This window comes from Pseudonocardia sediminis, assembly GCF_004217185.1.
In the GTDB taxonomy this organism is placed as follows: Bacteria; Actinomycetota; Actinomycetes; order Mycobacteriales; family Pseudonocardiaceae; genus Pseudonocardia; species Pseudonocardia sediminis.
Map to the genome: position 1 here is coordinate 4781764 of NZ_SHKL01000001.1, position 16080 is coordinate 4797843.

Genomic DNA, 16080 nt, shown 5'->3' on the forward strand with positions numbered 1-16080 from the left:
GACCGCTCTCCGTCTGCGTCTCGTGGCCCGGCGCCACGTCGACCTCGCGCGGACCGACAGCGCACTCTGTCTACGCTGACGCGAGAAGCGAACTCGAACGCCCTTCCGGCGCACCCACCCCGAATCTGAACCGGGGCCTTGCTGTGCCGATCCCCGACCCGGGAGCACCCACCACATGGCGCCCACCTCCTCCGCACCCGCCCGCGTCAAAGGGCAGGGCCAGTGGAAGCTCGGCCACCGCGAGCCCCTGAACCCGAACGAGCGGGCCAAGCGCGACGACGACGCGCTCAACGTCCGCACCCGGATCGAGAACATCTACGCCAAGCGCGGCTTCGACTCGATCGACCCGAGCGACCTGCGCGGGCGGATGCGCTGGTGGGGGCTCTACACCCAGCGCCGCCCCGGGATCGACGGCGGCCGCACCGGCGCGCTGGAGCCCGACGAGCTCGACGACCGCTACTTCATGTTGCGGGTGCGTCTCGACGGCGGCGCTGTCACCACCGAGCAGCTGCGCGCGATCGGCGAGGTCTCGCAGACCTACGCCCGCGACACCGCCGACGTCACCGACCGGCAGAACATCCAGTACCACTGGATCGAGATCGAGTCGATGCCGGCGATCTGGAAGAAGCTGGAAGGCCTCGGCGTGCTCACCACCGAGGCGTGCGGCGACTGCCCCCGGGTGATCCTGGGCTCGCCGGTCGCCGGGGTGTCCGCGGACGAGGAGATCGACCCCCGCCCCGCGATCGACACCATCATCGAGCGCTACATCGGCAGCACCGAGTTCTCCAACCTGCCGCGCAAGTTCAAGTCGGCGATCTCCTGGCAGCAGGACATCGGCCACGAGATCAACGACATCTCGTTCATCGGCGTGAACCACCCCGAGCACGGCCCGGGCTTCGACCTGTGGGTCGGCGGCGGGCTCTCGACCAACCCGCGGATCGCCGAGCGCCTCGGCGCGTGGATCCCGCTCGACGAGGTCCCCGACGTCTGGGCCGGCGTCGTGTCGGTGTTCCGCGACTACGGCTACCGCCGCCTGCGTCACCGCGCCCGGATCAAGTTCCTGATCGCCGACTGGGGCCCGGAGAAGTTCCGCCAGGTGATGGAGGACGAGTACCTGGGCCGGAAGCTGATCGACGGCCCGGCGCCGGTCACTGTCGAGCGCGCGATCGACCACGTCGGCGTGCACAGGCAGAAGGACGGGCTCAACTTCGTCGGCGTCGCGCCGGCGTCCGGCCGGGTCTCGGGCACCACGCTCGTCGCGGTCGCCGACGCCGCCGAGCGCGCCGGGTCCGCCCGGGTCCGCTTCACCGCCCAGCAGAAGATCGTCGTCCTCGACGTCGCCGACGCGGAGCTCGACACCCTGACCGCGGACCTGAACATGCTGGGGCTGCAGGCCGAGCCGTCGACCTGGCGCCGCAACACGATGGCGTGCACCGGCATCGAGTACTGCAAGCTCGCGATCGTCGAGACCAAGGAACGCGCGATCCGCCTCGTCGAGGACCTGGAGAAGCGCCTGGCCGACGTCGTCCCGGACGCGCCGGTGTCGATCCACCTCAACGGCTGCCCGAACGCCTGCGCCCGCACCCAGACCGCCGACATCGGGCTCAAGGGCCAGATCGTCACCGACGCCGCCGGCAACCAGGCGGAGGGCTTCCAGGTGCACCTGGGCGGCGGGCTGGGCCTCGACGCCGGGTTCGGTCGCAAGGTCCGCGGTCTCAAGGTCACCAGCGCCGAGCTGGGCGACTACGTCGAGCGCGTCGTGCGCCGGTTCGCCGAGCAGCGCACCGAGGACGAGCGTTTCCCGCAGTGGGTCAAGCGCGCCGACGAGAACGACCTGAAGTGACCCCCGGAGTGATCGAGACATGAGCGAGCGCGCCGTCCCGTTCTACTGCCCGTACTGCGGCGAGGAAGATCTCCGCCCCGCCGAACGTTCCGAGAAGGTGCCGGGTGCGGCGTGGTGGTGTGCGGGATGCGTGCGCACGTTCGTCGTGACGTTCGTGGGACTCGGGGTTCCCGACACGACGGGGACGTCGAACAGAACAGGAGCTTGAGCCGTGAGTGTGAGTGTCACCGAGGACCTGAAGGCCGTCGCCGAGCACGGGGCGGCGCAGCTCGGCCCGGACGCCACGGCGGCACAGCTGCTGGCGTGGGCGGCCGAGACGTTCGGCGACCGGCTGATCGTCGCGTCGAACATGCAGGACGCCGTGCTGGTGGACCTGGCCACGAAGGCCAAGCCGGACGTCGACGTCCTGTTCCTGGAGACCGGCTACCACTTCGCCGAGACGATCGGCACCCGTGACGCCGTGGACGCGGTCTACGACGGGATCCGGATCGTCAACGCCGAGGCCGACCACACCGTCGCCGAGCAGGACGCGATCGAGGGCAAGGACCTGTTCGCCCGCGAGCCCGACCGCTGTTGCGCGCTCCGCAAGGTCGTCCCCCTGCAGCGCACCCTGGCCGGCTACGACGCCTGGGTCACCGGCGTCCGCCGCGTCGAGGCCCCGACCCGGGCGAACACCCCGCTGGTCACCTACGACGACAAGTTCGGGCTGGTGAAGATCAACCCGATCGCGGCGTGGAGCGACGAGGAGATGGACGCCTACATCCGCGACCACGGGGTCCTGGTCAACCCGCTCGTCGACGCCGGCTACCCGAGCATCGGCTGCGCACCGTGCACAGTGAAGCCCGCCCCCGGCGAGGACCCGCGCTCCGGGCGCTGGGCCGGGCGGGCCAAGACCGAGTGCGGTCTGCACGCCTCGTGAGCATCCACCCCACCAGCGCGGAAGGCGCACGATGACCACCGTTGAACCCCGGCCCGCCCTGGACGCGCTCGACGCGCTGGAGTCCGAGGCCATCCACATCTTCCGGGAGGTCGCGGGCGAGTTCGACCGCCCGGTGATCCTGTTCTCCGGCGGCAAGGACTCGACGCTGCTGGTGCACCTGGCGGTCAAGGCGTTCGCGCCGGCGCCGGTGCCGTTCCCGCTGCTGCACGTCGACACCGGGCACAACTACCCCGAGGTCATCGCGTTCCGGGACTCCCTGGTCGAGCGACTGGGCCTGCGGCTCGAGGTGGCGAACGTCGAGGACTACCTGGCCGACGGCCGTCTCGTCGAGCGCGCCGACGGCACCCGCAACCCGCTGCAGACCCAGCCGCTGCTCGACGCGATCACCGAGAACCGGCACGACGCCGTGTTCGGCGGCGGCCGCCGCGACGAGGAACGCGCCCGGGCCAAGGAGCGGATCATGTCGCTCCGCGACGCGTTCGGCCGCTGGGACCCGCGCAAGCAGCGTCCGGAGCTGTGGAACCTCTACAACGGCCGGCACGCCGCGGGCGAGCACGTGCGCGTGTTCCCGATCTCGAACTGGACCGAGCTCGACGTCTGGCGCTACATCCAGCGCGAGAACATCGAGCTGCCCGACATCTACTTCGCCCACGAGCGCGAGGTCTTCTCCCGCGACGGCATGTGGCTGGCCGAGGGCCCGTGGGGCGGGCCCCGCGGCAGCGAGGAGCTGGTGTCGAAGACGGTCCGCTACCGCACCGTCGGCGACGGCTCCTGCACCGGCGCCGTCGAGTCGAGCGCGACGACCCTGGACGAGGTCATCGCCGAGGTGACCGCGTCCCGCCTCACCGAGCGCGGCGCCACCCGGGCCGACGACCGGATGTCCGAGGCCGCCATGGAGGACCGCAAGAAGGAGGGCTACTTCTGATGGTGGACACGGACCGACCCCGGGACCTGCTGCGCTTCGCCACGGCGGGCTCCGTCGACGACGGCAAGTCCACCCTCGTCGGACGGCTGCTCTACGACACCAAGTCGGTGCTGGCCGACCAGATCGAGGCCGTGCAGCGCGCCTCCGTCGACAAGGGCCTGACCACACCGGACCTGTCGCTGCTCGTCGACGGCCTGCGCGCCGAGCGCGAGCAGGGCATCACGATCGACGTCGCCTACCGCTACTTCGGCACGCCGACGCGCGAGTTCGTGCTCGCCGACACCCCCGGCCACGTGCAGTACACCCGCAACACGGTGACCGGCGCGTCGACCGCGGAGCTGGCCGTGCTGCTCGTCGACGCCCGGCACGGCGTCGTCGAGCAGACCCGCCGCCACGCCGCGGTGCTCGCGCTGCTGCGCGTCCCGAGGCTGGTGCTGGCCATCAACAAGATCGACCTCGTGGGCTACGACGAGTCCGCGATCACCGCGATCGCCAAGGACTTCGCCGAGCTGGCCCGCTCGCTGGGCTTCGCCGACGACACCGTGGAGACCATCCCGGTCTCCGCGCTGGTCGGCGACAACGTGGCCGAGCGCGGGGAGAACACCCCCTGGTACGAGGGCCCGACACTGCTCGAGCACCTGGAGTCGGTGCCGGTCGTCGGCCCGGACGCCGAGGCCCCGTTCCGGCTGCCGGTGCAGCACGTGATCCGTCCCCGCACCGAGGAGCTGCACGACTACCGCGGCTACGCCGGCCAGGTCGCGTCGGGCACCGTGCGTGCCGGGGACGAGGTCGTCGTGCTGCCCGAGGGGCACCGCACCACGGTCGCCGAGGTCCGCACCGCGGACGGGCCGCTGACCTCCGCCGGCGCCGGCCTGTCGGTCACCGTGCTGCTCGCCGACGACATCGACGCCCCGCGCGGCGCGATGATCGCCGCCGCGGGCGACGCCCCGCAGGTCACCGACGAGATCGACGCGACCCTGTGCTGGCTGGCCGAGAAGCCGCTGGTCCCGGGCGCGCGGCTGCTGCTCAAGCACGGCACCCGGACCACCCAGGTGATCGTCGGCGCGCTCGGCTCGCGGCTGGACCCGGACACCGTCAGCTACGTCGACGCCCCGGAGAAGCTCGCGATCAATGACATCGCCCGGGTCTCGCTGCGCACCGCCGACCCGCTGCCGGTCGACGAGTACGCCCGCGTCCGCACGACCGGTGGCTTCCTGCTGATCGACCCGCCGACCGGCAACACGCTGGCCGCCGGGCTCGTCGGCGACCCCCTCGCGCTCACCCCCGCGGTGGGCTGACCGCCGCGATGACCCACTCCGACGGCGCGCCGGTCCTGGTCGTCGTCGCCCACGGCAGCCGGGACCTCCGGTCCGCGGCGACGGTCAGTGCCCTGGTCGACGTCACCCGTGCCCTGGCGCCCGACCTCGACGTCCGGCTGGCGTTCCTGGACCTCAACCTGCCCCGGCTGCCCGAGGTGCTCGCCTCGGTCGGGTCCGGGCCGGTCGTCGTGGTCCCGCTGCTGCTCGGGTCGGCCTACCACGCGCGCGTCGACATCCCGGCCGCCGTGGACGCCGCCGTCGGGCGCCTGCCCCACCTGCGGGTGACCGTGGCCGACGTCCTGGGCCCGGACCCGCAGATCGTCGGCGCGGCACGCCGGCGGCTGGCCGAGCAGGGCTGCTCACCCGACGACCCCGGCCTCGGGGTCGTGCTGGCCGCCGCCGGGTCCGGACGCCCCGGGGCCAACGACGTCGTGCACCGGATCGCCGCGGGCTGGCCGCTGGCCGGTGCGGCGTTCGCGGCCGCCGCCGAGCCCGACGTCACGGCCGCGATCGCGGACCTGCGCCGCCGTGGCGCTCACCGGATCGCCGTCGCGCCGTGGTTCCTGGCCCCGGGACGGCTGCTGGACCGGGTGTACGACGGTGCCCGCGCCGCGGACCCGGACGCCGTCCTGGCCGGGCCGCTGGGAGCCGAACCCTCCGTCGCGCGTGTGGTGCTGGACCGCTACGCGGCCTCCCTGTCCGACTCCGTTCCGGGCTCTCTGCGCGCCGCCGGTCGTTCCGCGACCGCGGCCGCGTCCGCCGCACGTCGCTGAGCGCGCTTCCCGGCGACGCGCGCGCCGGAGGCCGGGGTGGTCGGCGGTGAGCGCCGCCACCCGTGTCCGCCAGGTGGGCCGGACACCGCCGTTCGGACGCCGTTCCGGCCCTGGTCGGGGCCCCGGCCCGTCGAGTTGTCCGGACAGGTTCGGCTCACTCCCGCACCTCGGACGACCGGTTGTCCTCCGGCGTCACTCGACGGAGGATGAGCGGGTGACCACGTCCGTGAACACCGGTACCGGGCCGCGCTGTGCCGCGGACCCGTCGGTCTCCTGGCACCTGGTCGCCCACCTCGAGTGCTTCTGGCCCTCGCGCCGGATCGATGACTTCGACGGGCTCTGTCCGGCCTCCTGAGCCCCGCCCGGCCTCCTGAGCACGCGGCTCCCCGAGCCCGCTCGTTCTTCCCGCACGCCCCGACCCGTCTCGCGCCGACGCGAGCCCGCGGGCCGTTCCGTGTGCCTCGATCCTGTTCGACCTGGAGACACCTCTCGTGCGCACCCTGATCGTCTTCGCCCTCGTGGGTTTCGGCGCCCAGCTCGTCGACGGCGCCCTCGGCATGGCCTACGGCGTCACCTCGACGTCGCTGCTGCTGATCGCCGGCGTCAACCCGGCGACCGCCAGTGCCTCGGTGCACCTCGCCGAGGTCGGCACCACCCTCGCCGCGGGCGCGTCGCACTGGCGGTTCGGCAACGTCGACTGGAAGCTCGTGCTGCGCCTGGGCGTGCCCGGCGCGATCGGCGCGTTCCTCGGGGCCACGGCCCTGTCGGCGCTCTCGACCGACGACGCGGCGCCCTACATGTCCGGCATCCTGCTCGCGCTGGGCGTCTACGTGCTCCTGCGCTTCTCCTTCCGCCCGCCGAAGGTCTCCACCGCCCGGACCTCGCCGCACCGCGCGAAGTTCCTGTCCCCGCTCGGCCTGGTCGCCGGCTTCGTCGACGCCTCCGGCGGCGGTGGGTGGGGCCCGGTCGCCACCCCGGCGCTGCTGACCGCGGGCAAGACGGCGCCGCGGACCGTCATCGGGTCGGTCGACACATCGGAGTTCATGGTCGCGGTCGCCGCGAGCATCGGCTTCCTGGTCGGCCTGGGCTCGGAGGTCCTCGACCCCTACACGATCGGCGGCCTGCTCCTGGGCGGCGTGCTCGCCGCGCCGCTGGCCGCGTGGCTGGTCACGAAGGTCCCGGCGCCGGTGCTGGGCACCGCCGTCGGCGGCATCATCGTGTTCACCAACGCGCGGACCATCCTGCGCGCCCTGGACGCGAGCTCGACCGTCACCACGATCGTCTACGTGGGGATCTCCCTGGTCTGGGCGGCCGCCGTCGCCGTCGCGGTGACACGTCTGCGCCGCAGCAGGGCCGAGGGTGCCGCTCTGCCCGAGGACCGGGACCCCGTCGCCGCCGGCGAGAAGGCGTGACGACCCCTCCGCACCGACGCCGGGTGCTCACCCGGCGGCGCGACCGTGACCACGGCCGCCTCTCCAGCGCCCTCTGTCGCCGGGTCCGTACGACCTGACCCTCCCCCGAACCCGTTCCCACCCCGAAAGACAGGGCCGATGCGCCTCTCCCGTCTGCTCACCGCCACCACCGCCACCGCCCTGGTCGCCCTGACCGTCCTCACCGGCTGCTCGCGCGCCGAGGAGAGCGGATCGGCCCCCGCGGCGTCCGCCTCCCCCGCCGCCGAGCTGCGCCTGGGCTACTTCCCGAACATCACCCACGCACCCGCGCTGATCGGCGTGGACAAGGGCCTGTTCGCCCAGGAGCTGGGCAGCACCAAGCTCACCACCCAGACGTTCAACGCCGGACCGGAGGAGGTCAACGCGCTGCTCGGCGGGTCGCTCGACGCCGGGTTCATCGGCTCCAGCCCGGCCATCAACGCGTTCGCCAAGTCCAACGGCGAGGCCGTCCGCCTGATCGCCGGGTCCACCTCGGCCGGCGCGCAGCTCGTCACCTCGCCCGACATCACCTCGCCCCAGCAGCTCAAGGGCAAGACCATCGCGACCCCGCAGCTGGGCAACACCCAGGACGTCGCGCTGAAGAAGTGGCTCGGCGAGCAGAAGCTCGAGATCGGGCAGGGACCGGACAAGGTCACCGTCCAGAACATCGACAACCCGCGCACGCTCGATCTGTTCAAGAAGGGCGAGGTCGCCGGCGGGTGGCTGCCCGAGCCGTGGAGCTCGCGCCTGGTCGACGCCGGGGCGAAGGTCCTCGTCGACGAGAAGAGCCTGTGGCCCGACGGCAAGTTCCCCACCACGGTGCTGATCGTGCGCACGCAGTACCTCCAGGAGCACCCGGACACCGTCGCGGCGCTGCTGCGCGGCGAGCAGAAGGCGATCGACTTCGCGAACAGCCGGCGCGACGAGGCCAAGACCGTCGCCAACGGCGCGATCAAGAAGCTGACGAACTCGGCCCTGGCCCCGGCCGTGCTGGACCGGGCCTTCTCCGAGCTGCAGTTCGACAACGACCCGCTCGCGGCCACGTTCCCGCAGCTGGCCAAGGACAGCGTCACCGCGGGCGCGTCCAAGACCGAGGCGAACCTGCAGGGATTCATCGACGTCACCGCATTGAACACCGTCCGCGAGGCGGACGGGAAGCCGGCCGTCGACGCGGCCGGACTCGACAAGAAGCAGGGGTGATCGGCTTCCATGACCGTGACACAGGAACGGTCCGGCACGGCTCGGGCCGGGACGCCGACCGTGACGCTGTCCGGCGTCGGTAAGACGTTCGGGCACGGCGAGTCCGCCGTCACCGCCCTGCGGGAGATCGACCTGCAGGTGCGGCCCGGCGAGTTCGTCTGCCTGCTCGGGGCCTCGGGCTGCGGGAAGTCGACGCTGCTCAACCTCGTCGCCGGTCTCGACGAGCCCACCGCGGGCACGCTCGAGCGCGCGACCGGGCAGCCGTCGTTCATGTTCCAGGAGTCGGCGCTGCTGCCCTGGCTGACGGCCGGGCGCAACGTCGAGCTGCCGCTGCGCCTCGCCGGGTACTCCCGGGGCGACCGCCGTCGCCGCGCCGAGGAGCTGCTGAGCCTGGTCCGTCTCGACGGTCTCGGGGACAAGCGTCCGCACGAGCTCTCCGGCGGCATGCGCCAGCGGGTCGCGCTGGCCCGTGCCCTGGCCGCCGCGACCGGCGAGGCCGAGGGCGTCCCCGGACTGCTGCTGATGGACGAGCCGTTCGCCGCCCTGGACGCGATCACCCGTGACGTCCTGCAGGGCGAGCTCGTCCGCGTCTGGGAGGAGACCGGGATCTCGATCCTGTTCGTCACCCACGACGTGCGCGAGGCGGTGCGGCTCGGGCAGAGGGTGGTGCTGTTGTCGTCGCGTCCGGGCACGATCGTCGACGAGTGGGACGTCGCCGCCGAGGGCGAGCAGCTGCACGACGAGATCACCGCGATGCTGCGTCACGTCATCTCCAGCCATGCCTGAGCAGGGCCCCGTCGCGACCGGGTCCCGGCCGGAGGCGCCCGATCAGGACGTCGCCTCCACGCTGGCCGGTCTGGACGCCCTGGACACCCCGACCGAGCGCCGGGTGCCGTGGTGGCGCCGGGCGATCGCCGTCGGGGTCCCGCCGCTGGTCGCGCTGATCCTGTTCGTCGCGCTCTGGCAGCTCGTCTGGGCCTCGGCGATCACCGACGAGTTCAAGGTGCCGGCACCGGTGACGGTGTGGGACGCGTTCGGCGCCGTCGTCGTGGACGGGTCGGTGTTCTCGATCCTCTGGACCTCGATCAGCCGCGCGTTCCTCGGCTTCCTGGTCGCCCTGCTGATCGCGACCCCGCTCGGGCTGCTGGTGGCGAAGGTGCCGGTCGTGCGGGCCGCGATCGGGCCGCTGCTGTCCGGGATGCAGAGCCTGCCGTCGGTGGCCTGGGTGCCGGCCGCGATCCTCTGGTTCGGGCTGACCGACGCCACGATCTACTTCGTGGTGCTCCTCGGCTCGGTCCCGTCGATCGCGAACGGGCTCGTCGCGGGCATCGACCAGATCCCGCCGATCCTGCCCCGGGTCGGTCAGGTGCTGGGCGCGCGCGGGCTGACGAACGCGCGCTACATCCTGCTCCCGGCCGCGCTGCCCGGCTACATCGCCGGGTGCAAGCAGGGCTGGGCGTTCTCCTGGCGCTCGCTGATGGCCGCGGAGATCATCGCCGCCGGGCCGCTGCTCGGGATCGGCCTGGGCGCCTACCTCAAACAGGGCAGCGACCTCAACGACATGCCGACGGTGATCGCGGCGATCTTCCTGATCCTGTTCGTCGGGATCGCGATCGAGCTGCTGGTGTTCCGCCCGGTCGAGCGCCGGGTGCTGCGCGCCCGCGGTCTGGCGATCGGCAAGTAGATCCCCTACGCACGACGACGCCCACCTCCCGCGGGAGGTGGGCGTCGTCGTGTGCGGGCGTCAGGCCGCGGTGGTGGTCCGCGCCGCGTCGGTGGCGGGCAGCGACTCCAGGACGGCGCGGGCGACGGCGTCGTTGTAGCGCAGGCTCTGCGCGTTCATCCCGGGACGGGTGAAGGCGCCCGCGACCTTGACGGTGGTGTGCGGGCCGACCGCGAACCGGCGCGGGTGCACCGTGCCGTCGGACTGCACCAGGGCGCCGTCGGCGGGCCGGACGGTGATCAGCCCGGTGTTGCGCAGGACCGTCCCGTCGTCGTCGACGAGCACGTCCTCGATGATGTCGCCGGCCGCCACCAGGCTCGACACGAGCGCGTCCGTGCTGCGCGACGCGCTCGGGTCGGGCAGCCGGGCGTCGACGAGCACGGTGGAGGTCACGGTGTCCGCCTGACCGAGCGTGGAGCTGGTGGCCCGGAACCGGCCGTCGGCCTCGATCTCCACCGTCATCCCGGCGCCCAGGAACTCCACGAACCCGGCGCGGGACAGGGCGAGCATCTGCCGCACCCGGAAGCCGGGCGGGCCGGAGGCGACGGAGTTGAAGAAGCTCTGCCACCAGCCCATGTCCTTCGCCCGGGACCGGACCGACAGGGTCCCCGATCCGGCGAGGCGCGTCGTCTCCGAGTACACCGACAGCATCGCGACGAACGCGCCCAGGTGCGGGGTGTGGCGCTCCTCGACGTGCTGGCGCAGGTCCTCGGCGATCCGGGCGCGCACCAGCGGCTGCAGGGTCTCCATGTCCGGGGCGCTCAGGCCGTCCAGCGGGCGGTCGAGCGCGTTGAGGTCGAGCCGGTCCAGCGGGTCCGGGACCGCCTCGGAGATCAACGCCAGCATCTCCGAGGAGTCCCAGTCGAGCTCGGCGTAGCGGGACGAGAACTCCTCCCAGCCCAGCCGGACCTGCTCGGGATGGCCGTTGACGAGCTCGTGGTACCAGCCCCAGCCGATCTCCTTGGCCATCAGCGGCCAGACCTGTCCCGCCATGTCCACCGGCTCGCCGGAGCCGATCAGGGCGTCGGTGACCTCCGGGGTCAGGAACCGCGGCAGCGGCGGACGCCCGGCGAGGAGCTGGTAGTGCGTCTTGGAGTGGTAGGTCGCGCCGCGCGGGGATCCGGCGACCAGGCGTGGCTCGGCGCCCGACGGCTCGTAGCGCAGCCCGCCCGGCTCGTCCGGAGCCGGCTCGAAGTGACCGCCGCGGCCCTCGAACAGCAGCACCAGCAGGTCGACGAACGCCAGCCCGAGACCGCGGGCGAGCACCGTCTCCCCCGGCTCGATCACCGACAGGTCCGAGTCGGTGGTCTGCTCCGGGACGAGGTAGCGCAGGCCAAGGTCGTGCGCACGATCCCGCAGCGCGCACTCGTCGTCGGTGGGGGTGGCGTCGAGGTGGCCGGAGGCGAGCACGACCGAGTCGACGCGCAGCGGCGCACCGTCGGCCAGCGTCACGACCTGCGTCCCGCCGTCGTCGACGAGGCCGGTGGCCTTCGTGCGGTGCAGGTGCACCCGCATCCCGTCCGGGGCGCGGGCGATCACGTCGCGCAGCACCTGGCAGAGGTAGTGGCTCTGCAGGCGGCGGGTCGGGAACGTCGCGGCGGTGACCTCGCGCAGCTCGGCCGCGAGCTCGTCACCGAGCTCGGCGGAGGGGTCACCGTTGTCGCGCAGGTCCTGTGCCCAGTCCCAGAACGACGGGCCGTGCACGATCGGGCCGTCGCAGACGACCGAGTCGTCGGTGTACATCGTGACGTCGGCGGCCATCGAGTTCATCGCCAGCAGCGGCGACTGCTCGTGGCGCCAGATCCGCCCGGCACCGGCCGGGTAGGGGTCGATCAGGTGCACGTCGAGACCCGGTCCGGCGAGGGCGTCGGCGTGCAGCTCGGGAGCGCTCGCGACCAGGCGTTCCAGGATGCCGGCACCGCGTGGACCGGCACCGACGATCGCGATCGCGGTGGCACCGTCGGTGCGGCGGTGGGTGGTCGAGGGGGACATGGCGAAACCTCTCGCGGAGGGGGCGGACGGGTGGCGTCGACCCCTCACAGATCCGCGTGCAGGCGCCCGTTGTCCACGTGCCTGCGTCGCACGAGCCGGGTTCCCATGTCTCCGACTGTAAGCGCGCCGGACCGCACCGGCCAGCGATGCGGTCCGGCGTCACTCAGCTATGGACGGCCAGCACGACGTGCAGCGGGCGCGGCCCGGACGCCGTGGCGTCGACCGCGGTCTCCAGGATCGCGAGCACCGTCTCGTGCGTCGCCGGGTCCGCGGCCAACAGGTCCGCGTCCGCCCAGACCAGCTCGACCGGGCCCTCCGGCAGCCACGACAGGTCGGCCAGGCACTCGTCGAGCGCGTCGAGGTTGTGGCCGTAGTAGCCGGGGAAGCGCAGCTCCCGCCCGATCGCGGTGAGCAGCGCGGACCGGTCGGGGGCCCCGTCGACGACGCCGACGGTCGTCGCGCGCCCGCGGGCGCGGGCGGCGATCTCGTCGACGGTGCCGGAGTCGTGGGTCAGCGCGCTCATCGGCTCACGTCCACGACGACGAAGCTGGAGTAGTGGTCACCGGTGTAGTAGACCTCGTCGGCCGAGCCGGTGACGATCCGCCGCGCGCCGCGGTCACTCGAACCGGGCGTCGGGACCGTGTACTCGCGGTAGTAGCCGCCCGACCTCGCCGGGAGGATGCCCTCCCGGTTCTGGAACGTGATGCCGTCGCGGGAGTAGGGGAACGGGCCGCCGCGCTGGATCAGGCGGTAGGTGTCGGTGGCCTGGGCGGGCAGGGAGCTCAGCGCGCGGACCGGGAGGCCGGAGCTCTCCCCCGGCACCGCGGACGGGGCGGTGACGGCGGCGGGTGCGGCGGCCGCGGCGGGAGCCGGGGTGGACGCGAACGCCGTCGACGGGAGGGCGGCGAGCAGCAGCGCGGCGAGGGTCGCGAGCAGGACCCTCAGGCCGGTGCGTCGGGCGGGAGCGCGGGACACGTCGGTGGTCACGTGATCACGCTGGCACCTCACCCGATCGGGTTCCAGCACTCCGACCGACTCGCCATCCACCCGTCATCCCCCGTTCTCCGACCCGCCCGGCGGAATGGACGGGTGCGGGCACGGCGTTGTGCCGGGCATGGGCCACCGACCGCACCGCCGTCGCGCGGTGCTCGGTGTGACCGTCCGGGTCCCGCTGGTGGGGCGTGCCTACCTCGACCTGGGCCGGGTGTGGTCCGCGGCGTGTCCGGGTTCCTGAGCGCCCCGACCCCCGCCACCGCACACGGAAGGACCATTCCCATGCCCGTCGAGTTCCTCGGCATCGGCGCCACGCACAACGGCTCGGAGACGACGCCGCGCACCGGCCCCGCGTTCGACCCCGAGTACACCCTGGCCCTGGCCCGCGCCCACGAGGAGACCGGCTGGGACCGCGTCCTGACCGCCTACGGCTCCGGCAGCCCGGACCCGGCGCAGGCCGCGGCCTACATCGCCGACCACACCGAGAACCTGCAGCTCCTGCTCGCGCACCGCCCGAACGTCTCGTACCCGACGTTCGCCGCGAAGACCGTCGCGACGCTGGACCAGATCAGCCGCGGGCGCCTGACCCTGCACGTGATCACCGGCGGCAACGACCACGAGCAGCAGCGCGAGGGCGACACCCTGTCCAAGGACCAGCGCTACGCCCGCACCCGTGAGGCGATCCAGATCTACAAGAAGGCGTGGACGGAGCGGGAGCCGTTCGACTTCCACGGCGAGCACTACGACTTCTCCGACTTCGTCCTCGACGTCGAGCCGGCGCAGAAGCCGCGCCCGCGCATCTCCTTCGGCGGGTCCTCCGCGGCGGCCTACGAGGTGGGCGCGCAGGAGGCCGACATCTACGCCCTGTGGGGCGAGCCGCTGGCCGGGACGGCCGAGCAGATCGAGACGATCACCTCGTTGGCCCGCGCCGCCGGGCGTCCGGCGCCGACGTTCCAGGTCGCGTTCCGGCCCATCCTCGGACGCACCGAGTCCGAGGCCTGGGAGAAGGCGCACGCCACCGTCGCCACGATCCGCGAGCGCACCGCGAACGGTCAGCAGCTGACGCGCCGGCACAAGCTCACGAACCCGGAGAACGCCGGCTCGCAGCGCCTGCTCTCGGTTGCCGAGAAGGGCGAGGTGCACGACCGCGCACTCTGGACGGTCACCGCGGAGGCCACCGGCGGCGCCGGCAACTCCACCGCCCTGGTCGGGACGCCGGAGACCGTGGCCGCGGCGCTGCTGGACTACTACGACCTCGGCGTGCGGATCCTGTCGGCCCGCGGCTACGACCTCCTCGAGGACGCCAAGGAGTTCGGACGCGAGGTGATCCCCCTGGTCCGCCAGGAGGTCGCCCGTCGCGACGCCGCCGCAGCCGCGGCCTGACCCCACTCCGCGCGGCACTCGTGGCGCTTTCGTGCGTTGCGACGACACGAAAGCGCCACGAGCGTGCGGGTCACATCTGCGCGGCGGCGGGGATGACCTCGCGGCCGAGGACGCGCAGGGGCTCGATCTCCGAGACGCCCGGCACCCAGCCGTGGACGTGCTGCACGCCGAGCTTCGCGTAGCCGGCCAGCTGCTCGACCAGGGCCTTCGGGTCGCTCGGGTCGAGCGGGGCCATGACCGTCTTCTCGACGTCGCCGTAGTCGCGGCCGACCTCCTCGCAGCGCCGGCGCAGGACGTCGAGCTTGCGCTCCAGGTCCGGCCCGCCGAACAGGTTGCAGGCCTGCGCGTACTGCGCGACCAGGCGCAGCGTCTTCTTCTCCCCGCCGCCGCCGATCAGGATCGGCGGGTGCGGCCGGGTCAGCGACTGCGGGACGTTCATGGTCCGGCCCAGCGTGTAGTGCTTCCCCTCGTACGGGCCCTCGTCGTCGCCCCACATCTGCAGGCAGATCTGCAGCGTCTCCTCCAGCCGCTCGAAACGCTCCGCGGTCGGCGGGAAGAACAGTCCCAGACCGGCCGACTCCTCGTCGTTCCAGGCGGCGCCGATACCGAGCCATGCGCGACCCTTGGACAGGACGTCCAGGGTGGTGACGAGCTTGGCCAGCATCCCCGGGTCGCGGTAGGTGACGCCGGTGACCCAGGTCAGCAGGTCGACCTTCTCGGTGCGGGCCGCGAGGTAGCCCAGCGTCGTGTACGCCTCGAGCATGTCGTTTTCGATCGGCCCCACCGGGCGGATCTGCCAGACGTGGTCCATGACACTGACGCGGGCGAACCCCTCCTCCTCCGCGGCGGCGGCGATCCGGCTGAGGTCGTCGGCCAGGCCCGCCGGGCCGCTGGGGTAGGTGAAGTCCGCGATGTGCAGTCCGATCTTCACTGGTCTCTCCCGTCGGACGATGAATGCGTCGTCGTCGACGCTATCGCCGCCCCGGGGCCGTCGCCGCAGCTCAGCGTGGCCCTGCCGATCCCACCCTCACGGCCGATCCCACCCTGAGCCGATCCCACTTCTCGAACACCATCCGGACGGGTTCCACGGAGCGACGGTAGGACACCGCCGGCCACTCGACCGCTGGTCGCAGGCGCAACATCAACGAAACACCGACCACGACCGGTCAGCGCCCGACCGCGCCCGGTCACAGTGTCCTGCGTCCCATGCGTGTTTTCCCGCGTATGGGCGACGTTGTTCGGGGGTACAACGGTCTCGTCAAGTCCGGCCCCGACAACGTTCAACGGAGAACGTCGATGACACCAGAACTCACCAGACCCGAGCCGGTACCGACCGGCCGGACGTCGGTGCAGCGGATGCTCGACTCCCTCGACGACCTCGTCCGGCGGCACCGCGCGCTGGCCGCCCGGGAGGGCGAGGACGACACCCTCCACGCCGAGCTGATCGCGGCCGAGCTGGCCCAGCAGATCGCCGTCATGCGCCGCCCGCTGCCCCGTCAGCACAATGGGTCACCGCTCCGCTGAGACCGGGCACACCCGGCCCCGGATGGCACCGCTGA

16 protein-coding genes are annotated in these 16080 nt (G+C 72.6%); 12 read left to right on the forward strand and 4 right to left on the reverse strand.

Features of this window, described 5'->3' with window-relative positions:
- The first annotated feature begins 175 nt into the window (after window positions 1–175).
- From EV383_RS22375 to EV383_RS22420, 10 genes are all read left to right on the forward strand, one after another.
- Window positions 176–1843, forward strand: coding sequence for a nitrite/sulfite reductase (locus EV383_RS22375; protein WP_130291747.1), 1668 nt, complete (start codon window positions 176–178; stop codon window positions 1841–1843).
- Window positions 1844–2054: 211 nt separating this feature from the next.
- The gene (locus EV383_RS22385; RefSeq protein WP_130291749.1) at window positions 2055–2762 is read left to right on the forward strand and encodes a phosphoadenylyl-sulfate reductase; all 708 of its coding nucleotides are present in this window, start codon (window positions 2055–2057) and stop codon (window positions 2760–2762) included.
- Window positions 2763–2793: 31 nt separating this feature from the next.
- A complete protein-coding gene (gene cysD / locus EV383_RS22390) occupies window positions 2794–3708 on the forward strand; it encodes a sulfate adenylyltransferase subunit CysD (protein WP_130291750.1) in 915 nt (304 codons plus the stop codon).
- Window positions 3708–5006 carry a sulfate adenylyltransferase subunit 1 gene (locus EV383_RS22395; protein WP_130291751.1) on the forward strand — a complete coding sequence of 433 codons (1299 nt, stop codon included), beginning with the start codon at window positions 3708–3710 and terminating at the stop codon, window positions 5004–5006. The genes cysD and EV383_RS22395 overlap by 1 nt, the downstream gene beginning before the upstream one ends.
- 8 nt (window positions 5007–5014) lie before the next feature.
- Window positions 5015–5800, forward strand: coding sequence for a sirohydrochlorin chelatase (locus EV383_RS22400; protein ID WP_130291752.1), 786 nt, complete (start codon window positions 5015–5017; stop codon window positions 5798–5800).
- Window positions 5801–6014: 214 nt separating this feature from the next.
- Complete coding sequence (locus EV383_RS31380; RefSeq protein ID WP_165438459.1) at window positions 6015–6155, forward strand: hypothetical protein; 141 nt, start codon at window positions 6015–6017, stop codon at window positions 6153–6155.
- 136 nt (window positions 6156–6291) lie between these two features.
- The gene (locus EV383_RS22405; protein WP_130291753.1) at window positions 6292–7212 is read left to right on the forward strand and encodes a sulfite exporter TauE/SafE family protein; all 921 of its coding nucleotides are present in this window, start codon (window positions 6292–6294) and stop codon (window positions 7210–7212) included.
- 138 nt (window positions 7213–7350) lie between these two features.
- Window positions 7351–8430, forward strand: a complete 1080-nt coding sequence (locus EV383_RS22410; protein WP_130291754.1) for an ABC transporter substrate-binding protein — start codon at window positions 7351–7353, stop codon at window positions 8428–8430.
- A 9-nt stretch (window positions 8431–8439) separates the two neighbouring features.
- A complete protein-coding gene (locus EV383_RS22415; RefSeq protein WP_130291755.1) occupies window positions 8440–9216 on the forward strand; it encodes an ABC transporter ATP-binding protein in 777 nt (258 codons plus the stop codon).
- Window positions 9209–10114, forward strand: coding sequence for an ABC transporter permease (locus EV383_RS22420; RefSeq protein ID WP_130291756.1), 906 nt, complete (start codon window positions 9209–9211; stop codon window positions 10112–10114). The genes EV383_RS22415 and EV383_RS22420 overlap by 8 nt, the downstream gene beginning before the upstream one ends.
- 60 nt (window positions 10115–10174) lie before the next feature.
- Here EV383_RS22420 and EV383_RS22425 read toward each other — a convergent pair whose 3' ends face one another.
- The 3 genes from EV383_RS22425 to EV383_RS22435 form a co-directional block, all read right to left on the reverse strand.
- On the reverse strand, window positions 10175–12145 hold the full coding sequence (locus tag EV383_RS22425) for an FAD/NAD(P)-binding protein (RefSeq protein ID WP_130291757.1): 1971 nt from the start codon (window positions 12143–12145) through the stop codon (window positions 10175–10177).
- A gap of 163 nt (window positions 12146–12308) precedes the next feature.
- Entirely contained in the window at window positions 12309–12668 is a 360-nt protein-coding gene (locus EV383_RS22430; protein ID WP_130291758.1) for a barstar family protein, read from the reverse strand.
- Window positions 12665–13081 carry a guanyl-specific ribonuclease gene (locus EV383_RS22435; protein ID WP_423213698.1) on the reverse strand — a complete coding sequence of 139 codons (417 nt, stop codon included), beginning with the start codon at window positions 13079–13081 and terminating at the stop codon, window positions 12665–12667. Before EV383_RS22435 ends, EV383_RS22430 begins: the two co-directional genes overlap by 4 nt.
- Before the next feature lie 339 nt (window positions 13082–13420).
- On the opposite strand from EV383_RS22435, the gene EV383_RS22440 reads away from it, so the two are divergent.
- The gene (locus EV383_RS22440) at window positions 13421–14521 is read left to right on the forward strand and encodes an LLM class flavin-dependent oxidoreductase (protein WP_130291759.1); all 1101 of its coding nucleotides are present in this window, start codon (window positions 13421–13423) and stop codon (window positions 14519–14521) included.
- Between the two features lie 70 nt (window positions 14522–14591).
- On the opposite strand, the gene EV383_RS22445 is transcribed toward EV383_RS22440, so the two are convergent.
- Window positions 14592–15452 (reverse strand): LLM class F420-dependent oxidoreductase, encoded by an 861-nt coding sequence (locus EV383_RS22445; protein ID WP_130291760.1) that lies wholly within the window; start codon window positions 15450–15452, stop codon window positions 14592–14594.
- Window positions 15453–15817: 365 nt separating this feature from the next.
- Between EV383_RS22445 and EV383_RS22450 the strand changes: the two genes are divergently transcribed.
- Window positions 15818–16045, forward strand: a complete 228-nt coding sequence (locus EV383_RS22450) for a hypothetical protein (RefSeq protein ID WP_130291761.1) — start codon at window positions 15818–15820, stop codon at window positions 16043–16045.
- The last annotated feature ends 35 nt before the right edge of the window (window positions 16046–16080 follow it).